Source organism: Allohahella marinimesophila (assembly GCF_039538005.1).
Classification (GTDB): domain Bacteria; phylum Pseudomonadota; class Gammaproteobacteria; order Pseudomonadales; family Oleiphilaceae; genus Allohahella; species Allohahella marinimesophila.
Genome location: NZ_BAABBO010000009.1, coordinates 44,344 through 64,801, shown reverse-complemented (window position 1 = coordinate 64,801; position 20,458 = coordinate 44,344). Strand labels below are relative to the sequence as shown.

Sequence of the window (20,458 nt, the reverse complement as noted above, 5' to 3'; positions counted from 1 at the left end):
TCATGTTGTAAACTTTATTAAATAAAGTCTATTATCCCGCACAGATTGCACGAATATTGGTAAGTTTACTACGCGGATTGTTAGACACATCTGTCAAGCTAGCCTAAATGGATGCGCTTGAGAATGCGCATCGTCTGAAGATGGGAGCTCTGGCACATCGACAACAACAATTCCGCTGAAGCCTGGATCGTCATCGTGACTGGTCGGGCCACATGACGAAACGGAATGGAGGAAGAACAGCGGATGCATCATGATACTGACCCTACGGAAACCCGTGAATGGCTTGAATCACTCGACTCGGTCATGGGTGCCGAGGGCGTGGAACGCGCGGCCTATCTGCTGGAGCGCATGGCAGAACAGGCAAGCCGCGAAGGCACCGCCCTCCCTTACAGCGTCAATACCCCCTATCGCAATACCATACCGGCGAGCCGCGAAGCCAGAATGCCAGGCGATCTGTTCATGGAGCGTCGAATTCGTTCCCTGATTCGCTGGAACGCCTTGGTCATGGTGATACGCGCGAACCGACGTGAAGGTGATCTGGGGGGACATATCTCGTCATTTTCCTCCATCGCCACCCTGCTCGATGTTGGCTTCAACTACTTCTTCCGTGGCAGCGACGACAAACGTGAGGGCGACCTGATTTACTTTCAGGGCCACTCTTCTCCCGGACTGTACGCCCGTTCCTTCCTCGAAGGCAATCTCACTGAAACCCAGATGGACAATTTTCGGCGGGAGGTCGACGGCAACGGCCTGTCCTCCTATCCGCACCCGTGGCTGATGCCGGACTATTGGCAGTTTCCCACCGTTTCCATGGGGCTGGGGCCGATCCAGGCTATCTATCAGGCGCACGTCATGAAGTACCTCGACAGCCGCGAACTGGTGCCGAGGGAAGAGCGCAAGGTCTGGTGCTATGTCGGCGATGGCGAGTGTGATGAGCCGGAGTCACTGGGTGCGATTGGTCTGGCTGGTCGTGAGAAACTCGACAACCTGATCTTCGTCGTCAACTGCAACCTGCAGCGGCTGGACGGTCCGGTGCGCGGCAATGGCAAGATCATCCAGGAGCTAGAAGGCGTGTTCCGTGGCGCCGGCTGGAACGTGATCAAGGTCGTCTGGGGTCGGCTCTGGGATCCATTGTTCGACACCGATACCGAAGGTCGGATGCAGCGTCTCATGGATGAAACCGTCGACGGCCAGATGCAGAACTTCAAGTCCAACGGCGGCGCCTTCGTTCGCAAGCACTTCTTCGGGCAGGATCCTGAGGTGCTGAAGATGATCGAGCATCTGTCTGATGAGGACATCTATAACCTCAACCGTGGTGGCCACGATCCGTACAAGGTCTACGCAGCCTATCATGCTGCTGTGAATCACAAGGGTCAGCCTACAGTCATTCTTGCGCATACCATCAAAGGTTATGGCTTCGGCGATCAAGGCCAGGCGCAGAACACTTCGCACCAGTTGAAGAAGCTCGATATCGAAGGCATCAAGGCTTTCCGTGATCGCTTCGGCGTGCCGGTGCCGGATGAGGATCTGGAATCGCTGCCGTACTATCGGCCAGCGTCCGACTCACCCGAAATGCGCTACATGCGCCAGAAGCGTGATGCTTTGGGTGGCAGTGTGCCGCGCCGCCGCAAGGACAGTCAGCCGCTGGCTATTCCGCCGCTGTCCACGTTCAAGGCTCAACTCGAAGGCAGTGGTGATCGTGAGCTATCCACCACCATGGCCTTCGTGCGCCAGCTCGGTACCCTGGTGAAGGATAAGCAGATCGGCCGGCGGGTGGTGCCCATTGTGCCGGACGAGGCTCGCACTTTCGGCATGGACGGCATGTTCAGACAGCTAGGCATCTATACCGCCGAAGGGCAGAAATACACGCCCAACGACCACAGTCAGCTGATGTATTACAAGGAAAGCAAGCAGGGGCAGATTCTGGAGGAGGGTATCAACGAAGCGGGTGCCATGTCCGCCTGGATCGCTGCAGCGACCTCATACAGTACCAACGACTATCCGTTGATCCCGTTCTACATCTTCTATTCGATGTTCGGCTTCCAGCGGGTCGGCGATCTCTGCTGGGCTGCCGGCGACATGCGCTCACGTGGCTTCCTGCTGGGCGGCACCGCCGGGCGAACCACACTGAACGGTGAAGGCCTGCAGCATCAGGACGGTCACAGTCATCTGCTATCCGCCACCGTGCCCAACTGCGTCTCCTACGATCCGACCTTTGGTTATGAGGTGGCGGTGATCGTGCATCATGGGCTGAAGCGGATGTATCAGGACAATGAGAGCGTCTACTACTACATCACCCTGATGAATGAAAACTACATCCATCCGGCCATGCCCGAAGGTGTGGAGGACGGCATCATCAAGGGTATCTATCGGCTGGAAAGCCATGAGGCCGAGTCAGGTGAGAAAGCGCCACGCGTTCAGCTGTTAGGCAGCGGCACGATTCTCAACGAAGTCAGGGCAGCTGCGATTCTTCTCAAGGAAGAGCATGGCGTTGCAAGTGATGTCTGGAGCGTGACCAGCTTTACAGAACTGGCGCGGGACGGTCAGCACACCGAGCGCTGGAACCGTTTGCATCCCCAGGCCCAGCCTCGGGTGAGCTATCTCACCAGCTGCCTGGATAACTACGATGGCCCCGTGATCGCTTCGACGGACTACATGCGACTGTATGCGGATCAGGTGCGCTCACTGATTCCGGCGGACTATACCGTGCTCGGCACCGATGGCTTCGGCCGCAGCGACACCCGCGAAAAATTGCGCAGTCACTTCGAAGTCGATCGCTTCCATGTCGTGGTCGCGGCGCTGGGTGCGCTGGCCCGGCAGGGCAAGCTCAAGACCTCGGTCGTGAGCGAAGCCATCACCAGCTACGGCATCGACGCCGACAGACCCAACCCAGCCATCAGCTGAACCGAGGAGTGTAAGGATGAACACAGAAAGTATTCGCGTACCCGACCTCGGTGGTGCCGCTGAGGTCGAAATCATCGAGATCAGCGTCAAGGCTGGCGACACGATTGAAGCAGAGGATTCCATTCTCGTACTGGAATCCGACAAGGCGACGATGGAGCTGCCATCGCCCATGGCGGGGAAGATTGTCGAGCTGACGGTGTCCGTTGGCGACAAGGTCAGTGAAGGTGATGTGATTGGATCGATGGAGGCTGGTGGTGCTGGCCAGGCCGACGACGGAGAGGCGAAAGATGGACAGTCCAAGGGTGAAGAAGACAGTAGTCGTGAAGCAGCTGCCAGATCCGAAGCTGAACCGGGTACGAAATCAGGGGCGCAATCCGGATCCGGTGTGGAGCCGAAAGCTGAAGCCGAACCGAAGCCCGGCAGCAAGGCCGAGACACACACCGCGCCTGTAAGCGCAGAGTCCAATGCGAGGCATACGCCAGCTGCCGCGACGCCTGCCGATCAGGAAGCTGGCAGCGCACAGGTTCATGCTGGACCGGCCGTGCGGAAGCTGGCCAGGGAACTCGGCGTCGAGCTACACCGGGTAATAGGCTCCGGCCCCAAGAATCGTATCACCAAGGATGACCTGCAGGGCTACATCAAGCAGCAACTGCAGAACGCACAGGGTGGTGCTGCGACTGGTGGCGGTGCGCTGCCCGCGGTGAAGTTACCGGACTTCAGCCAGTTCGGCGACGTCGAGCGCAGCGCCATGAGCCGCCTGCAGAACCTCACTGCAGAGAGCATGCAGCGCAGCTGGCTCAACGTGCCGCACGTGACGCAGTTCGACGAGGCAGACATCACAGATCTCGAAGATTTCCGAAAGTCCCAGAAGGCTGTGGGAGAGGCGAAGGGCCTCAAGCTTACGCCGCTACCGTTCATACTGAAGGCTTGCGCCTACGCCCTGAAGGCGCAGCCGGCTTTCAACGTATCGCTGGATATGGACAGGCGAGAAGTGGTGCAGAAGCACTACATTCACATTGGTCTGGCCGTCGATACACCCGCTGGTCTGGTCGTGCCCGTCATCCGCGACGTCGATCGCAAGGGCATCTGGGAGCTGGCCCGTGAGGCACAGGAGCTGGCCGCCAAGGCGCGTGACAAGCAATTAAAGCCGGCGGAGATGCAGGGTGGCTGCTTTACCATCACCAGTCTCGGTGGGATCGGAGGAACGGCGTTTACACCTATCGTCAATACACCGGAAGTGGCGATTCTCGGGGTATCACGTGCGGCGATGAAACCAGTCTGGGACGGCAAAGCCTTCCAGCCTCGGCTAATGCTGCCTTTGTCGCTGTCTTATGATCACCGGGCGGTGAACGGGGCTGATGCTGCGAAATTTACGACGCTGCTGAGTCGATTGCTGGGGGATTTGAGAGAGTTTATGTTGTAGGGCGAGAAAAGGCAGTCGGATAATGAATCTCCTTGCAGATAACGGTTAATGGTAAAGGAGCATGTCACTTTTAGGCGACAGCCCGATCTTTATCGACCACACTGAACTGAGATTGTCTGCGAATAGAGGGGCGCTGTTATGACTCCAAGCGCGCCAGCCGTCAGGAGCCAATATGAAAGTACTGCTGAGCGTATTGTTCTGTGTGGCACTCATCTCACCAGCGGCCCAGGCAGAGAACGAGAAAGTCCGTGTTGGGTTCGTGAACGCCCTGGCGCCATGGGTGATCCCGGAGAGCAACAGCGGCATTCTGGTGGAGCTGTTAGAGCAGACTCTGCAGGCAGCGGGTTATGGCATTTCCCGTAATTACTATCCCTACGCCCGCCGAATTGTCGAATACAAACTTGGCCGACTCGATGTTATCTGCGATATTAATCAGGTCATCATCGACTCAGAGAAGCTGGATGGCTTTTACTCAGGCGATGTCTATGCCTATCAGAACTTTGCCTTTGCCCTGAAAGACAGAGGCTTTGATTTCAAGCAGGTGAGTGACCTGACAGGCGTCAGCCTCATGTCGTGGCAAGGCGCCACGGTGCGGCTTGGCGATGAGTACGCAAAGATGGCAAAGCAGAATCTACGATATCAGGAAGTCGCCGATCAGGCACTTCAAGTGAAGATGCTGCTGGGCCGGGTCGAAGTTGTGCAGATGGATCTTGAGATCTTCAAATATTACCTTGCTGAAGTTGGAGCCCTCGGCCGCTTCGACGCCGCGCGTGAGGTAGAGCGCTTTCCGCTCTTCGGAAAGAGCCGTAACGGCTTTATGTTTCGCAAGCGCGAACATCGGACGCCTTTCTCGCTCAGCTGAAGCGCCTCCAGGCGGAACGGCGGTTTCAGGAGCTGGTCGCACCGAACCCATAGCCAGCAGAACAGACCCTTGTAGCGCTTTGCGCACTCGAGCAACAGCGTACAGACCAAGCAGTCCAAAAAGCAGGCTATTGATCAACAAATCTCTGCTTTGGTTAAGCGCTCCCAGCCGGTCGAGCATTCGAATCAACACAAAATTATACATCTATTCGGTAGCCGAATTGTCCCTGACGCACTAGATTGACCTCTATATGTAGTATTTTTTCAGCTGTCGAGGACTCTGTGTGTTGAATGCTGACCTTCGCTCTGATTCTGTTGCATCTCACCAAAATAGTGATCATACATTGCGTCAGCAGACAGTCAGTAGCGACTATGACTTTTGTGCCAGATGGCCTGATGACATCGTGCGAGCTAGACCTTCTGGGCAGGGGTTCTGAGTGTGATTGAGCCTGAATTCACAGTGGCAGCACTGCCCGCCGATGAGCAGCTCCGGCTCGAGGACCTGTACAGTCTCGGTATACTCGATTCCGCAGCGGAAGAGCGGTTTGATCAGCTGACCCGGCTTGCACAGTCGGTGTTCGATGTGCCGATCGTACTGATCAGTATTATTGATACCAATAGACAATGGTTTAAATCCTGCCAGGGACTGGATGTGAGCCAGACGGGTCGTGATGAATCATTCTGCAGCCATGCCATTCTGGAAACTGACATACTTGTTGTCGAAGATGTCATGCAGGATAGTCGCTTTCGGTTCAATCCACTGGTCCAGGGAGGGCCCCATATCCGCTTCTATGCCGGTGCGGTACTCAGGGGCCGACAAGGCCACGCACTTGGAACCCTTTGTCTTATAGATAGACAGTCACGAACTTTTGACAGCCAGCAACGTGAGTTACTCCTCCAGCTATCCAAAATCGTCGAGCGTGAACTTAATCACGACATTCGGATCGGCGAATACCGCGATCTGATCTCGCGCCAGGCATTGTTTGATCCTGCTACTGGCTTGCCGAACAGGCGCCTCTTCATCGAAAGAGCCGGCCATGTTCTCGCTAAGCACGAAGCTGCGGCTGTAGTGGTGCTCGGGCTAGACGAATATACTGGGGCGGTGCTGAGTCTCAGCCCTGTAGACCAGACGCAAATGGATGCTGATCTGGCTGAGCGAGTGGAGCAGGTGTTTCATGCCGCATCCCATGTCGCATCGCTTGGAGAAGGTCGTTTCGCCGCTATATATCCAAGTTTTTCGTCCGAACAGATGGAAGGATTTACGCCATCAGCCCTTCGAAATGTGTTCGCGCGTCCCCTTGCACATACCCACCATAGATTACGCCCAACGGCAGGGATCAACATCGCTACAGCTGAAGCTCACGATATTGCTCAAATGCTTACCAGAGCTGAGCTGGCTCGCCCACGCAATATTAACTCCTATGAGCAGGCATTAGCCATTTACTCTTCCGACATGGGGGCCAGCCTGCAACGGACTTTCCTGCTTGGTACCCGTTTGCGCAGTGCACTGGAGGAAAGTGCCCTGCGGCTGGTGTATCAGCCGAAGATTGACCTGACCACGGGACATCTAGCTGGTTACGAAGCGTTACTTCGTTGGACGGATGGCCAACTAGGTGAAGTGTCGCCAGCTGAATTTGTGCCCGTGGCGGAGCGCTCAGAACTCATTCTGGAGCTGACCGACTGGGTCATGCGCGAGGCCGGTCGCCAGCTGAACGAATGGCGGGCACAGGACATGCCTTCCTATCCCATAGCAGTCAATCTCACGGCACACGATCTGCTCAGACCTGACTTTTCTTCCTGGCTACAGCACATCGTTGCGGACACGGGTGTCGCGCCTGCGGATCTGATCCTCGAGATCACCGAACGTAGTCTGGTCGATGATGTCGAGCTCGCAGCCGAGCACATGTTGGAAGCTTGCAGATTGGGCTTCGCCTTCCATGTCGATGATTTCGGCACGGGTTATTCTTCGCTGAACCAGCTCCACCGTTTACCGCTGAGCGCACTCAAGGTGGATCGTTCATTCGTCAACGAACTAGGCTGTGGCACCGGTGGCGAGACCGTCTGCCGCAGCATCATAGCCCTGGCGAAGAGTCTCGGTTTCAAAGTGATTGCGGAGGGTATTGAAACTGAGCAGCAACTGGCGGAGCTGCGTGCACTCAATTGTGACATGGGGCAGGGTTATCTATTCTGTCGACCATTGGAAGTCGATTCGGTTGAGGCGTTTCTAGCCCGATCTGACGCGACTGTCCGGCAGTGATAACCAGGCCGCAGGCCGCGGCTGGAAAGATGCTCGTGAGGGTTAATCTGCCAGCCAATAGCCATCGCGACCCTTCGCCTTCGCCTGATACAAGGCTTCGTCGGCACGCGCTACCAGCGTAGCTTCATCGATATCCGGGCCCGAGGCGACGGCGATGCCAATGCTGGTTGTAACTACAGTGCTCTGCCCTAGCACATCGAAGGGCTCACGCATGGCCACGACAATTTTTTCGGCGACGCGGGTGGCATCAGACGGGGGCTCAACATTCTCGAGGATGATCGTAAACTCGTCTCCCGCGAACCTGGCCACCGTGTCAGTTGCCCGTACTGACGCTTTCAGGCGTCGCGCAAATTCGGTCAACACAGCATCGCCGCCACTATGGCCGAGGCTGTCATTAATGCGCTTGAAATAATCGACATCGAGTATTATCAATACCAGCGGCGTGCCCGAGCGAGCAGCACGCAGACTGGCAGTATTGAAAGCCTCTCTGAATGCTCTCCGGTTCGGCAAGCCCGTCAGCGTATCCTCCCTTGCCAGGGCTTGGAGCTGCTGCTCATGGACCTTTTCGGAAGTGATATCAGTGGTCATCACATAGACACCGCGCACGCTACCGTCCTTGAAGTCAGGAATGCCCACGATTCTGGCATGACGACGTTCTCCATCGACCTCCATTTCGGTATCGAAACGAACATGTTCGCCGGCCAGGTTGCTATGCAGCTGCTCGCGTCCTGCTTCATACGCTTCGGGGCTCATTATCTCGCTCACACGCTTTCCGATGACCTCATTGGGCGAGATGCCAAACCAGAGTTTGTAAGTGGCGTTGGCAAAGCGGTGAACCTCATCGCGGTCAATATAGGCGATGAGGACCGGAAGATTATCGGTGATTGTGCGCAGACGTTCTTCGCTTTCAGCGAGTCGTAGCTCTCCCATCTTGCGATCGGTCATATCGAAGGCAAGGGCGTAGAAACCATCAGGCTCGCCGGACGGGCCGAGCTGTGGAATATACATGCACTGAAAGTGCCGGACAGACTCTTTCGTTTTGATCGTGTCGTCGAATACCACCTTCTTGCCCGAGCGCGCGGTTGCAATATGATGCGCAAAATTCCCGTAGTTGTCCGGACCATAAGCTTGGGCCACGGTTTCTCCGAGCAGTGCCTGTGGCGCCCGACCGAACAGAGCGGCGCCTTTTGAATTGAGGAAGGTGAATCGTTCGTCCCTGTCCACCTGTGCGATCAGCGCAGGGATGTTCTCGGTAATAGCACGCAGGCGTTCTTCGTTGCTGGCCAGCTGCCGGGCACTCTCCTTGAGAACCGTGATGTCCTGCATGGCCACCACGGCGCCGAGTGGCTCCCCGGTATCGGTCTGCATGGCCCGTGCGCTGGCCAGGAGAAATCGTGCAGGCTGATCCGGGTCTACCTTGACGGCCATCTCCTCCGATTGCACGATCTCGCCCTTGAGCGCCCTGTACAGGGGAATGTCATCCTTCTCCAAAAGCGTTTTGGCATCAGCACCATAAAGGCGGAACTCACGTGCCCACTCGTTGTCTGGCACGTTATGCGCATTCTGGCCATGGAGATTTCTCGCGGCGCGGTTGAACAGCACCAGCTCACCAGCCGAGTTACAAGCCACCACACCCACTTCGATAGTGTCGAGCACGGTATTCAATAGTGAACGCTCGCGGGCCAACGCATCCTCGGCTTGCTTTCGCGCAGAGATGTCCTGAATGAAGGTACCAAAGCTGTGCTGTCTGGCGGATTCAATCAGGCCAATGGTCATTTCAACCGGAAACTCTTCGCCATTGCGTCGCAAAGCGAAGAGTTGAAGCCGCTTACCTATGACGCCGGATTCAGAGGCGGGCGAGAAATGCTTCATGCCCCGCGCGTGGGCCTCACGGAATCGCGGTGGAATGATTGAGGAAGACACCGGTGCCCCCAAGATCTCCGCCTTGCTCCACCCGAACATGGTTTCAGCCTGTTTGTTCCAGTCAGTGATGTTGCCTTCGCTGTCGACCCCAACGAAGGCATCGAGGGCGGTATCGATCACTGCACGAATATGAGTCTCACTTTCGGTGAGTGCCTCTACCATTTCTCCCAACTCGGTAGTTCGTTGTTGGACTCTATGCTCGAGCGTGGCATTCAGCTCCAGCTGCTGTTGCTCCTTGTGAGTCAGTCTTTCGAGCAAACCGTTGAGCGCTGCTGTCAGGGTGGTGATTTCATGCGAGCTGTGCTGGACGCTGGTAATCGTTTTCGCCTGGCCCGCTTCTATGGCTTTGGCAGATAGAGCAATCTTTCGGAGTGGTCTGGTCAGACGCCTTGCGACCAACAAGACAAGTATGGAGAACACCAGCGCTGCCATCAGCCCACCGGTCAGGAGTGAGCGCTGCAATTCGGAGACCGGTGCGTAGGCCGTATCCTGCAGCTGCCGCACCAGCACGATCCAGCCAAAGCCAGGGTAGTTACGATATCCCTGGCTTTCGCTATAGCCCACCACATAGCGCTGGCCATCAGGCCAATTCTCGCTGACGAATCCGCCTTCGCCTGACCGCGCGCCCCTCACGCTGGATAGAGGCAACTGTGACCCCATCAGGTTTTTCGGGCCGAGTAGCACCTCTCCCTCGTTGGTCAGGATGAGCGCCTCACTGTCGTGCCGGGCGCGCAGTGTGCGCAATACCGACTCTTCGACCTCTTTGGCCCATTGCCAGCTCAGGTGGGCGCCCAGAACCCCTCGAGGCTGGCCAGAGGCATCCTGCAAGGGAAAGGCGACATCAAAAAAGCGTTTCGGTTCGTTCGTCGGGTTGGGAAGCAATTTAGCGAGTAGTACAGCGTCGTGTACATCCGAGAGATAGATGCCTTTGAACGCGTTCGAGAACCACGGTCGGGCAGACACATCAGCGCCTTGCAGAATGCCTGAGGTCGACGCCAGCACCCACCCCTCCAGGTCGGTGATGCCAAGCCAGGCATAGAATGGATATGTCTCCTGCAGCATATCCAGAACGGCCTGAAGGGACTTCGGGTCCATGTCCACCCCAGGCTGTGATAATCGCTCAGCCAATAACTGTATTTCGCGATAGCGCTCAAACATGCCACGGTCCAGCTTGTCAGTGGTCTGATGAGCCAGTTCGTACAGTTGAGCGCCGACGTTTTCCCGCGCGCGCTCGAGCGTAGCACCACCCACGAAGTGAACGAGTACCAGGGTGAACAGTAAAGTGAGTCCGGCCGTGAGCACCGCAAGCTGCTGACCCAATCCGAATCTTCCGGACGCATTCAATGGTTTGGAGTCTCCTGAAAAACGAATTGTAGTGTGTTATCAGGGTAGCAGAGTCTTTTCAGGAGGGGTGGGATGTGCCGTGCTGGGAACCGCCCTGCTGACTGGCTGTATCAGTGCTTGCACTAGCCCTGTCACGTTGAAGGCAGAGGCTCCATACCGGGGAGGGGGTTGTGGGCAGCTAGCCCTTAGAAGCTATCGTCGATCGGAGAGCAAGGTTCGTGACGTTCGGATTGCTGACGATTCTTTGGCATACAGACTGGCCAGGGCATCCATTCCCTTATCCTTCAGCAACCTGAGGCCAAGGCCCACGAGTTGATGCTGGCCCGATGTAAATGCCAGATGTGGTGCAGGCTCATCGTCATATCCAATCGCATCCGTAGGCTCGTACCACTCGTCGACCTCTGAGCGCTCAGCCAAGCGTTCCATGCGATCGATCACATACACTGCGATCGCGCCGGCAACCGCGCCCTTGATGACATTTGCCAACAGGCTGTTGGTGCCCCGGAGGCGTGACTGAGTCTGTTGCATATAAATCCCCACTGGGCGTGTCGTTCGAAATGCAGATACGATCAGGCGTAACTTCTGCACGGTATACTGGCAAGATACGATGCAGTCAGTGAATGAGGCTCAATGAGTACAATACTGCCTATATGGTTTTTGCCCGGAATAGTGGCTTTGGCCTACCTGATTCTGTTCCTGGTAGAGCGCTTCAACCCGCTACGTGTGCCGACGCGTGCGCTCTGGCCGCGTGTGGTCGTGAATATTGTCATTACAGCCGTGGCGCTCGGGGTGGCGGCCATAACGGTTCGACCAGCTGTCGAACATTTGCTGGCTTTGTCGCCAGAGCTATCATTTGGTTTACTGGCCATGATGGAGCTGCCTCTGGCGCTCGAATTTGTGATCGCATTCCTGCTGTTCGACTGGTCTTTCTATTGGTGGCATCGTGCCAACCATCGGCTGCCGCTGTTGTGGCGTTTTCACAACGTGCACCATGCCGACCCGGATCTGGATGTCAGCACTGCATTCCGTTTTCACGGCGTTGAGATCGCCTATTCAGCAGTGTTTCGTGTCGCCCAGATTGTGCTCATCGGCCCCGCCGCCTGGATGTATGTCATGTATGAACTGGTCTTTCAGGTCAACACGCTGTTTCATCACAGTAACGTCAGACTTCCGCTGCGCCCCGAGCGAATACTGAACCGCTTGCTCGTGACACCACGCATGCACGGCATTCATCATTCCAACTTCCACCACGAAACAGATTCCAACTACTCTACCGTGTTCTCCTGGTGGGATCGTCTGCATCGAACGATCCGTCTCGATGTGCCGCAGCAGGCCGTCACCATTGGCGTGCCGGGCTATTCACTTCCGGAGGATAATCGCGCTGCCAAGCTTCTGGGACTGCCTTTCCAGCGTCAGCGAGCGTATTGGCGGCGGTTGGATGGCCGGGCGATGGAGACCCGGAGCGATTCTGTTGACACAGGGCCGGTTGGTCGAATGCTGGAGTAGGTGTTTGAAAATACAGAGAACGAAAAGCGATGCCTGAACTCAGCCTCATCAAGACTTTGCTGGCAACGCTTCCACAGGTTGGCCGGGTTACCTGGATCGGCATTCGACCATCACGTGGCGCCCCTATGGTCGAGCTGAATCAGGCGGCCATCAAGCCTGGAACAGGCCTTGAGGGCGACCGCTTCCAGGGCCGCGCCGAAAGCCGCCGACAAGTCACGCTGATCCAGCACGAACACCTGCCAGTCATCGCTGCCTGCCTGCATCTCGAGCGGGTGGAACCAGCCTTGCTTCGCCGAAATATCGTGGTATCAGGTATCAATTTGCTGGCCCTGAAAGACAAGCGTTTCCGCGTTGGTGACGTGTTGCTCGAATACACCGGACTCTGTCATCCATGTAGCAAAATGGAGCAGCTACTGGGGCCGGGAGGATACAACGCTTTGCGAGGGCATGGTGGGATTACTGCTCGTGTGATCGAGGCGGGTGAGGTCAAGCGTGGCGATGACGTTGATGTTGGCGAAATTCAGACGAGGGGTAGCAATTGAGAGGCTGCTGAGTTGGACGTTAAATGGTCAATGCATAAGGTTGGAGCATTGCAAAAGTCTTCGGCAGTTTCTGTCGTTGCAATAGGTTCAGATACTCAGTTGCAGAGAATGGCGGATTTTTTAGGCTACTTCTATGCCTCCTGGCGGCCTCAATGACGGCACTCGCATTGAGGTTGAATAGATCGGATATGAACTCATCTGGGTGGATTGCGTTTAGGCCATACTGCGCGAGAGCAGTACTGGGAAAATCCTTCAGGTTGAACGTTACAATGGCCTCTGCTCGAGTCTGAATGGCAGCTGCAACTACATGCCGGTCTTCTGGGTCTGGAAGACTGATGCCACCAATCAAGCCTTCGAAGCCGGCGACGAGTGACCCAGGAACATGCTGATTCATGAGGTCGCGAACCTTGTTCAGCTTTGCGCGCTCCAGATCTGGTCTCTGGCTGAGCAGGTTGCGGATCCACTCATCATGAATGAGATCTGACCAGCGGGCTCGGAATTCACCGGAGAGCGCCAGGTACATCAGGAAACTTCGTAGGGGAGCAGGGTATAGCACGTTCGCATCGAAAATTACGGTGTAATTCGAGCTCATTCGTAGCCGAGCCCTAATTCCTGATCCAATGCGCTCAACTCCTCAAGTGTTGCTAGCCGCTGTGCCTCAAGATGCTCCTGATAATGGCGAACATCGGCAAATCGCACTTTTCGGCGATTCCCCGCATAGCTGAAAGGGATCTTTCCTTCATCAAGCAGTTTCACAAAGGTCGGGCGAGAGATATTCAGCAGGTCGGCGCCCTCTTGAGTGGTTAATTCAGAGTGCACCGGCACGAGTTTGACTGTATGACCGTCACCTAGCTCGGTGAGCACATTTACGAGCAGACGAAGAGCAGAGACAGGCATATTAACGAGATGTGCTACTCCCTCTGCATCAGTAATGGAAAGAGTCTGGGTGACGGCTTTAGTGGAAATGAAGGCCGACAACTCCTGACTGGAAACCTTGGCAATTGACGCTTCTTCTGCCGAAGGTAACATCGTTTGAAGTAGGTTCATTTTGGAATCCTGCAGAACATGAGAGCTCAAATATTATTCGAAATATTCGAAAATTGCAATATTCGCGATATCTGAAAGTGTCCTGGGAGTATGTATTTCATCGTGTAGTCAGATTGTTGGGGCAGTTCGAACTCGCTCGTCTGAACTCAGTCCTTATCCCCATCGGATTCTTTCAACAGGATAAAATGCTCGATCAACCGAATCATCAGCGTTTTCTGATCCGGCATGCTTTCAGCGACGAGCAGTGCTAATGCCACCAAAGTATTGTCGTTGATAAGTCGTTCTACCGGCCTGGCCAACAAACCTTCGTTTCGGCGCAGGTACCACAAGAACAGAAATGAACCGCAGCGCTTGTTGCCATCCGCCAGCGGGTGATTCTTGATGACGAAGTAGAGCAGGTGAGCTGCACGGGCGGCGATGTTCGGATAGAACAGATCGTCGCCAAAGCCCTGTTCTATGGTCGCAAGTGCAGAGGTCAGACCATCGCCTCGTAACTGCCCAAAAAGCTCAGTAGCCTCGCCCTTGGCAATCAGGGTCTGCTTCAACTCGCCAATAGCTTTCAAGGCTTCGTCCAGCGCCAGCGGCTGCATACCCGGTTGTTGGATGCCCACCTCCGCCAGCTTTTGATCATCGTAGCCCTGCAGGAGACTCCATGAGCGGGCGTAATCGCTAATGACCCGTGCGACAGCTTCGCCTTCTGTTGAGACCAGACCTTGGTTTGTGAGGGTGCGGCTGAGCAGGCTCACAGCTTGGTCGAATTCGATGCCGCGCTCAGTCAAGCGGCGTTGGTTGAGGGTATAGCCCTCCACCAGATGGTCTTTAAGAACCCGAGTTGCCCACTGTCGAAACAGTACACCTCGCTGTGATTTAACGCGGTAACCCACAGAGATAATAACGTCCAGTGAATAGCGGGTTACTGGTTTGTCTGAACGAGCAATATGCATTTTTTGCATATTGCTAACTTCGGGCAGCTCGCCATCTTTGAACACATTACGAACGTGCCGCGAAATGACTGACTGATCGCGGCCAAACAGCTCACACAGCTGTGCCTGGTCGAGCCAGACGGTCTCTCGATCTAGTGCCACCTCAAGGTGGGATTTACCATCCTGGCTGGTAAAAATCTGTACCTGTTTTTCGGTCATGACGCTGTCTCATCCAAATAATTATCCTGTGATTCCACAAAATGCTCAAACGCCGGATCGGCAAAACGCCAGACGCCGTGCTCACTGCTAAAGATGGCGTTCACCGGATGGTTTTTGAGCCGGTTGACTGCGTTCTGGACAGCTGAATTCTTGGCAGGGTCGAATTCCGGCCAGAGCGCTTTCAGCTTCGCCTTGTACTCATCACTGTAAAGGCCCGTGTGTTCGCCCCGAGAGATCATGATCAGCAAAGCTTTATCCATTGGGTGCATGCTTTCCCACAGCGTCATGAACTGTTGATTGTCTTCTTCGATAATGGCATCGGAAAAGCGAGTGACGCCTTCGTCAATATCGTGAATCTCTTCGAGCACCATCCTTTTGAGCAGATCGGTGAATCTTCCGGGTGCCCGAGCCATTGCCTTGAAAACTTCGTTGGCTTTCGTTTCATCAAGTCGTGCTCCACCAGTCACTCGACTAAAGACATCCAGCTCAAAGGTAACAAAAGCTTCGTCCAAATCGGGAAATTCGATGGTCGAGCTGGCGTTGTAGAAGGGGGCTTTCGTTCGCTTGAACAGCTGGGCAAGTCCTTCCTGACTAGAGCCGGTGAAGATACCCTTGACCTTGTGATCTGACCTGGCAGTCATGAAACTTCGGAGTGCGGCGGTAAAATCGCTGAAGTCGGGATCAGTGGCAAGGTGCTGTACTTCATCCAGCAAAAACAGTACCGGCTTGTCGGTGCTTTCAAGCTCGTCAAAAGCAGCTTCGACTATCTTCTTTTCTGCATGCTTTTTCTGTTGCGACACTTCAAGGGCGAGATTGCCTCCGAGCAGGTTTAAACTGGCTTTCAGGTTGGAATTGCTCAGTAGCCCTTTGAACCAGCTTTCCTGTTCCCGCCGGGCTGTCATGACGGCTGTGGCGAGCGCCGTTGCCGGGGAGGCCTTATCCCGCCAGAAATCGACATAGACGACGAGAATGCCTTGGGCTTTAGCCATAGGCGCAATATCGCGCTGAACGAATTCGGTTTTGCCGCGCCTCCGGGGCGCGAAGATAGTTACGCGTTCGGCCAGACCTTCTCTGAAGCTTTTCAAGATCCTTTCCGCAAGTTTGGTGCGGGGGAAGTGCCAGTTGGTATGCGACGAGGATGCCATGATATGCCCGGTTCGAGGATCAGTTTATTAGGAGTTAGTATCGCATATACTAATTAGTAAATTCAGTACTAATTGATAATAATCGTCTCGCCAGCGATGACGATGGCCAGATATCGTGCTGGACGCAGATGGCGACGTGCTCGCCGTTTGATCGCAGCAGCAAGCCTCTACCTACAGCATCTGGCGTGCATTACAGTGCTGTCTCTGAGGCCCGGGTGCCAGCCTTACTCGTCGAGACCGATGATTCAGGCTAGGCCCATTCGGTTAAGATAGCTTCCAAAGCTGCCGAGAGTGCGCATGCACTGTGGCGACAGACGCAGGGTGCAGAAACAAGTATCTGGAGCAGCCGCTACAATTGTCTCAATGAGCTGCGGGAAATCGCGCAGTTAGCTGAATCAGCTACCGGCTCTACTGTTATCAAGAGGTTGCAGTCGCTGCGGACGGCAACGCCACAGTCATCTGGCAGCAGAATGATATCGGCGGCAGTAGTATCTGGGCGAATCGGTACAACGGTTCAACAGTTTTCTGGGAGCCGCCATACAAGCTATCAACGATTGAGGAGCATCCGAAAGTGTCGGTCGCCGCCGCTGGTAACGTACTTGCGGTCTGGCAGCTGGAAAGCGACGTAGCTTCTACGCTGACGTCTGGAGCGCTCGCTACAGCGATGCGTTTGGCACGTGGAGCACGGCGGTGAAATTAGCCTGTGATGCCGGAAGTGGTGCTGAGCCAGAAATATTCAGTGATCCTGCCGGCAACGGCCTCACAATTTTCAAGGATCAAAACGCTAGACTCTCTATCTCGGGTGTACGCTTTGGCTGGATAGTGGCCCGGCCTTACAAGACGGACTTGTTATGAAGAAAGTTACATCGAAAACGTTAAACAAGATGATCGTGGCTTATCTTCTAGAGAGATATGCTCCATTAAATTTTAAAAAGAAGAGCGGGCTCGACTCACTCTATAGGTGGGAAGGCCAGGCTTATACTTGGCTGTGTCCTTTAACTCACCCAAGCTGGAGCAAAGAGCGTAGCGAAGAGTGCATTGAGATTATTCCATCAAGCCAGTTCGGCTTTATGATCCCGACGCAGATCTATCGGCACTTCATGCTCGATGAAGACCTGTTAGTTAAACCAGAATCTGCAGGTGGGATTAGACTTAATTATCCGTATCTATCGAACGGGGCGTTAACTCGTTTAGAATTTTTTCCGGAAACTTCGCAAGAGGAATTTCTCAACATAATCGGATCAGTGTTTGACAAAATTCTTGCCCGTCTTGCAGAGATCCGGAAGCCGACTGACGTATTAGCGATCTACCTCAATCGTAACGCGCATGGTAGCGCGGAATATGATTTGGCACATTGGAACGATTACACTGGGATACTGACAGGCCTGAACTATGCAGCCCTATACGGCCCCGAACATTACCTGATGCTTAAAAAGCGCCACTTGCCTTTCTTCAATCAATTTGATGATACCCTGGATATGAAAGTGCGTGCTTTGAAGATGATAGCGTACCTTGATGCAGTCGTTGCCGGAACCGAAACGCCACCTGCATGAGCTTTGTCTTACATCTTACTCGTCGACAGCCTCCATCTAAAACAGACCCCTGGGTCTGGCTGTGGAAGCTCATCGAGGCGCAAGAGCACAAGAATGAAACCTCCGCAGAGCTGACAGCAGTGCACGACGCACTTATGGTGGAGGCGGCAGCTCTTGTAGCTGCGACAGATGAAGTCGATGAAGCGACAATATGGAGAGATGGTCCGACTCAGCATACGAACTATCATGCTGAACACGCAATTATCAGCCCGGATGATGACTTCGTCCAAGAAATTCTCGACGCTGCTGTTCGCGCAGGCGCGCAGTATGGGGTCACGGTATGGGATATGCAGGAGGGCGTAATATATTTGCCCAATGGCCGACGAGTTACTGAAAATTGCTAAGCAGATGAGAGGAGCAGGCTTGAGCTAAGCGTAGCTTAACACTTGATCAGTGCGCCCAGCGTGTACGCATGGACCTTTGTAAAGCGCCCATTTACATAAGTTTCTATCTCCTCAGACTTCAGAGGCCCGTCGTAGTTAATGGACGCCTTAGACGGCCCGCAAACGTCTTCGGCCTTGGCACCAATGGCCTCGCGTAGTTGATTATTCCTCTGAAACGCGCTGCCATGTGCAATGATGCGATAGAGTTTTACTTCTTGATCCAACTTTTCTACAGAAGTCACGGCGCCGCAACCGGACAGGGGCACCGCCGCCAGCAGGCCCTTCAGGGCCGCTCCCAATATTTTCACTTTCATCACCCCCCGCCAAAATGATTCGTTCGAAGACTATCGTCGCCTATGTCGGAGAACCAACCGCAGCTCCTTTGATCGGGGCACGGTCCGATACGCCTACACGGCCGCACCGATAGTATTGGGCTCCATAGTTTCTCATTATCTCGAAGCTTAATCTCGACTCGGCAGTTTTGTATATCTCAGGCGAGGTGTGAGATGGCTTTTGCTTTGCACAAGAGATAAGAAGTGCTGCATTGGAAAGTAGTTGAAGAGCTCCGTGTCTGATCAGATAAAGATCACCGTCGGCTGTTTTCGTAAATTCAGTGAGGGGAAAAATGGTGGGCCCACCAGGACTTGAACCTGGGACCTGCCGATTATGAGTCGGACGCTCTAACCAACTGAGCTATGGGCCCTGAGACGCTGTCGTCACCCGATAAAGAGAGTAACCGCGTTTTGAGGAGGGCGGCATTATACCTGCTCATTCCCTCCACGACCAGTAGGCGCGCTTGTTCATTATTCCACCCGAAAGCGTCGATCACCGCACGTTTCCATGAAGTTTCCGCCCCGCCTCGTCGATATCGACGATCAGTCATGCATATGCCCTATGCTACGTTGCCCGCACTTCAATCGTCATACAATTTAACAAGAGAGCGATGGAATGCGTTTACTTACTCCAGTAAAGATCATGGCCGCCAGTCTGTTTCTACTCAGCCTGAGCCTCGCCGCCCACGCGGGGTTCACCGTTTCGGGTAGCCGACTGGTCGATGGCAATGGCAACAGCTTCATCATGCGCGGCGTCAATGTCGCCCACGCCTGGTACCCACAACACACTAATCAGTCATTTGCGAACATCGCTGGTCGCGGTGCCAACACCGTCCGCGTCGTCCTCGCCAATGGCGTGCTCTGGTCTCGAACGCCTGAGTCGCAGGTGCGTGACATTATCGCCCAGGCAAAATCCCGGGGTCTTATCGCGGTCCTCGAAGTTCACGACACCACAGGCTATGGCGAACAGTCCGCCAGCACCATCGGTCAGGCCGTCGACTACTGGATCTCGATCAGGAACGCGCTGGTCGGCCAGGAAGACTACGTCATCATCAACGTAGCCAACGAGCCCTATGGCAACAACCAGCCTGCCAGCGCCTGGGTCAACGGCCACACCAGCGCCATCAAGCGCCTGCGTGACGCTGGCCTCAACCACACCATCATGGTCGACGCCGCAAACTGGGGGCAGGACTGGCAGAACATCATGCGTGACAACGCGCAGACCGTCTTCAACAGCGATCCACGCCGCAACACCATTTTCAGCGTCCACATGTACGACGTGTACCAGAGTGACCAGAGCGTCAGCAGTTACCTCGACAGCTTCAAGTCCAAGGGCCTTCATCTGGTTGTAGGCGAGTTCGCGGCCGATCACTTCGGTAAATATGTCGCCGCTAACTCGATCATGTACCACACCCGCCGCCACGGCTATGGCTACATCGGCTGGTCCTGGTCCGGCAACAGCAGCGACCTGCGTTCGCTCGACATCGTCAGCAATTTCAGTAACAACCTGAGGTCCTGGGGCAACATGCTGTTTAACGACGCGGAGAACGGCATCGCGAAAACTTCGCGAAAGGCCTCAGTCTTCACCAAAACGCCTACGAATCCCCCAACACCAACCGGCTCTCTGGCTGGTCGCTATACCCTGCAGGCCATGCACAGTGGCAAGTGTCTGGACGTCTTTGCGGGCAGCCAGGACGCCGGCGCGAACCTCCATCAGTGGGATTGCCACTGGGGTGGTAATCAACAGTTCGATATCACCAATCTTGGCGACGGCAGCTACGCCTTGCGAGCCGCTCACAGTGGCAAGGTCGTCGATCTCGATTGGGGCCGGACTATCAATGGCACCAATATCCTGCAGTGGAACTGGACCGGGGCGAACAACCAGCGCTGGATCATCCGCGACGAAGGCAACGGCTATTACAGCCTGCGAGCGAAGAACAACAGCAATAGCTGCATGGACGTGATCGGCGGCTATCAGAGCAACGGCGCCAACGTCCATCTCTGGGCTTGTAACGGCAACCCCCAGCAGCGCTGGAAGCTATTCAAGAGATAAGACA

16 protein-coding genes and 1 tRNA gene are annotated in these 20,458 nt (G+C 55.0%); 9 read left to right on the top strand and 8 right to left on the bottom strand.

The window, feature by feature from the left end:
• Positions 1-243: 243 nt before the first annotated feature.
• From aceE to ABD735_RS08955, 4 genes are all read left to right on the top strand, one after another.
• Positions 244-2,904 carry a pyruvate dehydrogenase (acetyl-transferring), homodimeric type gene (gene aceE, locus ABD735_RS08970; RefSeq protein ID WP_344805511.1) on the top strand — a complete coding sequence of 887 codons (2,661 nt, stop codon included), beginning with the start codon at positions 244-246 and terminating at the stop codon, positions 2,902-2,904.
• A 16-nt stretch (positions 2,905-2,920) separates the two neighbouring features.
• Complete coding sequence (locus ABD735_RS08965) at positions 2,921-4,327, top strand: 2-oxo acid dehydrogenase subunit E2 (protein WP_344805509.1); 1,407 nt, start codon at positions 2,921-2,923, stop codon at positions 4,325-4,327.
• 172 nt (positions 4,328-4,499) lie between these two features.
• Positions 4,500-5,189 carry a substrate-binding periplasmic protein gene (locus tag ABD735_RS08960; protein ID WP_344805507.1) on the top strand — a complete coding sequence of 230 codons (690 nt, stop codon included), beginning with the start codon at positions 4,500-4,502 and terminating at the stop codon, positions 5,187-5,189.
• Between the two features lie 438 nt (positions 5,190-5,627).
• Positions 5,628-7,445, top strand: a complete 1,818-nt coding sequence (locus ABD735_RS08955) for a putative bifunctional diguanylate cyclase/phosphodiesterase (RefSeq protein WP_344805505.1) — start codon at positions 5,628-5,630, stop codon at positions 7,443-7,445.
• A 42-nt stretch (positions 7,446-7,487) separates the two neighbouring features.
• On the opposite strand, the gene ABD735_RS08950 is transcribed toward ABD735_RS08955, so the two are convergent.
• Together ABD735_RS08950 and ABD735_RS08945 are read right to left on the bottom strand one after the other, a co-directional pair.
• A complete protein-coding gene (locus tag ABD735_RS08950) occupies positions 7,488-10,688 on the bottom strand; it encodes a PAS domain S-box protein (RefSeq protein WP_344805503.1) in 3,201 nt (1,066 codons plus the stop codon).
• A gap of 216 nt (positions 10,689-10,904) precedes the next feature.
• A complete protein-coding gene (locus ABD735_RS08945) occupies positions 10,905-11,240 on the bottom strand; it encodes a hypothetical protein (protein WP_344805501.1) in 336 nt (111 codons plus the stop codon).
• 102 nt (positions 11,241-11,342) lie between these two features.
• Here ABD735_RS08945 and ABD735_RS08940 point away from each other — a divergent pair, with 102 nt between their 5' ends.
• Both ABD735_RS08940 and ABD735_RS08935 read left to right on the top strand, forming a co-directional pair.
• On the top strand, positions 11,343-12,218 hold the full coding sequence (locus ABD735_RS08940) for a sterol desaturase family protein (RefSeq protein WP_344805499.1): 876 nt from the start codon (positions 11,343-11,345) through the stop codon (positions 12,216-12,218).
• Positions 12,219-12,247: 29 nt separating this feature from the next.
• The gene (locus ABD735_RS08935) at positions 12,248-12,760 is read left to right on the top strand and encodes an MOSC domain-containing protein (RefSeq protein ID WP_344805497.1); all 513 of its coding nucleotides are present in this window, start codon (positions 12,248-12,250) and stop codon (positions 12,758-12,760) included.
• 19 nt (positions 12,761-12,779) lie between these two features.
• Here ABD735_RS08935 and ABD735_RS08930 read toward each other — a convergent pair whose 3' ends face one another.
• The 4 genes from ABD735_RS08930 to ABD735_RS08915 all read right to left on the bottom strand — a co-directional run bounded on the left by ABD735_RS08930 (position 12,780) and on the right by ABD735_RS08915 (position 16,034).
• A complete protein-coding gene (locus ABD735_RS08930; protein ID WP_344805495.1) occupies positions 12,780-13,352 on the bottom strand; it encodes a PIN domain-containing protein in 573 nt (190 codons plus the stop codon).
• Complete coding sequence (locus tag ABD735_RS08925) at positions 13,349-13,807, bottom strand: excisionase family DNA-binding protein (protein WP_344805493.1); 459 nt, start codon at positions 13,805-13,807, stop codon at positions 13,349-13,351. The genes ABD735_RS08930 and ABD735_RS08925 overlap by 4 nt, the downstream gene beginning before the upstream one ends.
• Positions 13,808-13,953: 146 nt before the next feature.
• Positions 13,954-14,949 (bottom strand): virulence RhuM family protein/type II toxin-antitoxin system death-on-curing family toxin, encoded by a 996-nt coding sequence (locus tag ABD735_RS08920; protein ID WP_344805491.1) that lies wholly within the window; start codon positions 14,947-14,949, stop codon positions 13,954-13,956.
• Positions 14,946-16,034 carry an ATP-binding protein gene (locus ABD735_RS08915; RefSeq protein ID WP_344805489.1) on the bottom strand — a complete coding sequence of 363 codons (1,089 nt, stop codon included), beginning with the start codon at positions 16,032-16,034 and terminating at the stop codon, positions 14,946-14,948. Before ABD735_RS08915 ends, ABD735_RS08920 begins: the two co-directional genes overlap by 4 nt.
• A gap of 911 nt (positions 16,035-16,945) precedes the next feature.
• Between ABD735_RS08915 and ABD735_RS08910 the strand changes: the two genes are divergently transcribed.
• Complete coding sequence (locus ABD735_RS08910; RefSeq protein WP_344805487.1) at positions 16,946-17,647, top strand: hypothetical protein; 702 nt, start codon at positions 16,946-16,948, stop codon at positions 17,645-17,647.
• Entirely contained in the window at positions 17,644-18,030 is a 387-nt protein-coding gene (locus tag ABD735_RS08905; RefSeq protein ID WP_344805485.1) for an SIMPL domain-containing protein, read from the top strand. The genes ABD735_RS08910 and ABD735_RS08905 overlap by 4 nt, the downstream gene beginning before the upstream one ends.
• Before the next feature lie 35 nt (positions 18,031-18,065).
• Here ABD735_RS08905 and ABD735_RS08900 read toward each other — a convergent pair whose 3' ends face one another.
• Both ABD735_RS08900 and ABD735_RS08895 read right to left on the bottom strand, forming a co-directional pair.
• Entirely contained in the window at positions 18,066-18,383 is a 318-nt protein-coding gene (locus ABD735_RS08900; RefSeq protein ID WP_344805483.1) for a hypothetical protein, read from the bottom strand.
• Positions 18,384-18,695: 312 nt separating this feature from the next.
• A tRNA-Ile gene (locus ABD735_RS08895) sits at positions 18,696-18,772 on the bottom strand.
• 245 nt (positions 18,773-19,017) lie between these two features.
• On the opposite strand from ABD735_RS08895, the gene ABD735_RS08890 reads away from it, so the two are divergent.
• Positions 19,018-20,454: an RICIN domain-containing protein gene (locus ABD735_RS08890; protein ID WP_344805481.1), complete on the top strand. Its 1,437-nt coding sequence runs from the start codon at positions 19,018-19,020 to the stop codon at positions 20,452-20,454.
• Positions 20,455-20,458 lie beyond the last annotated feature (4 nt).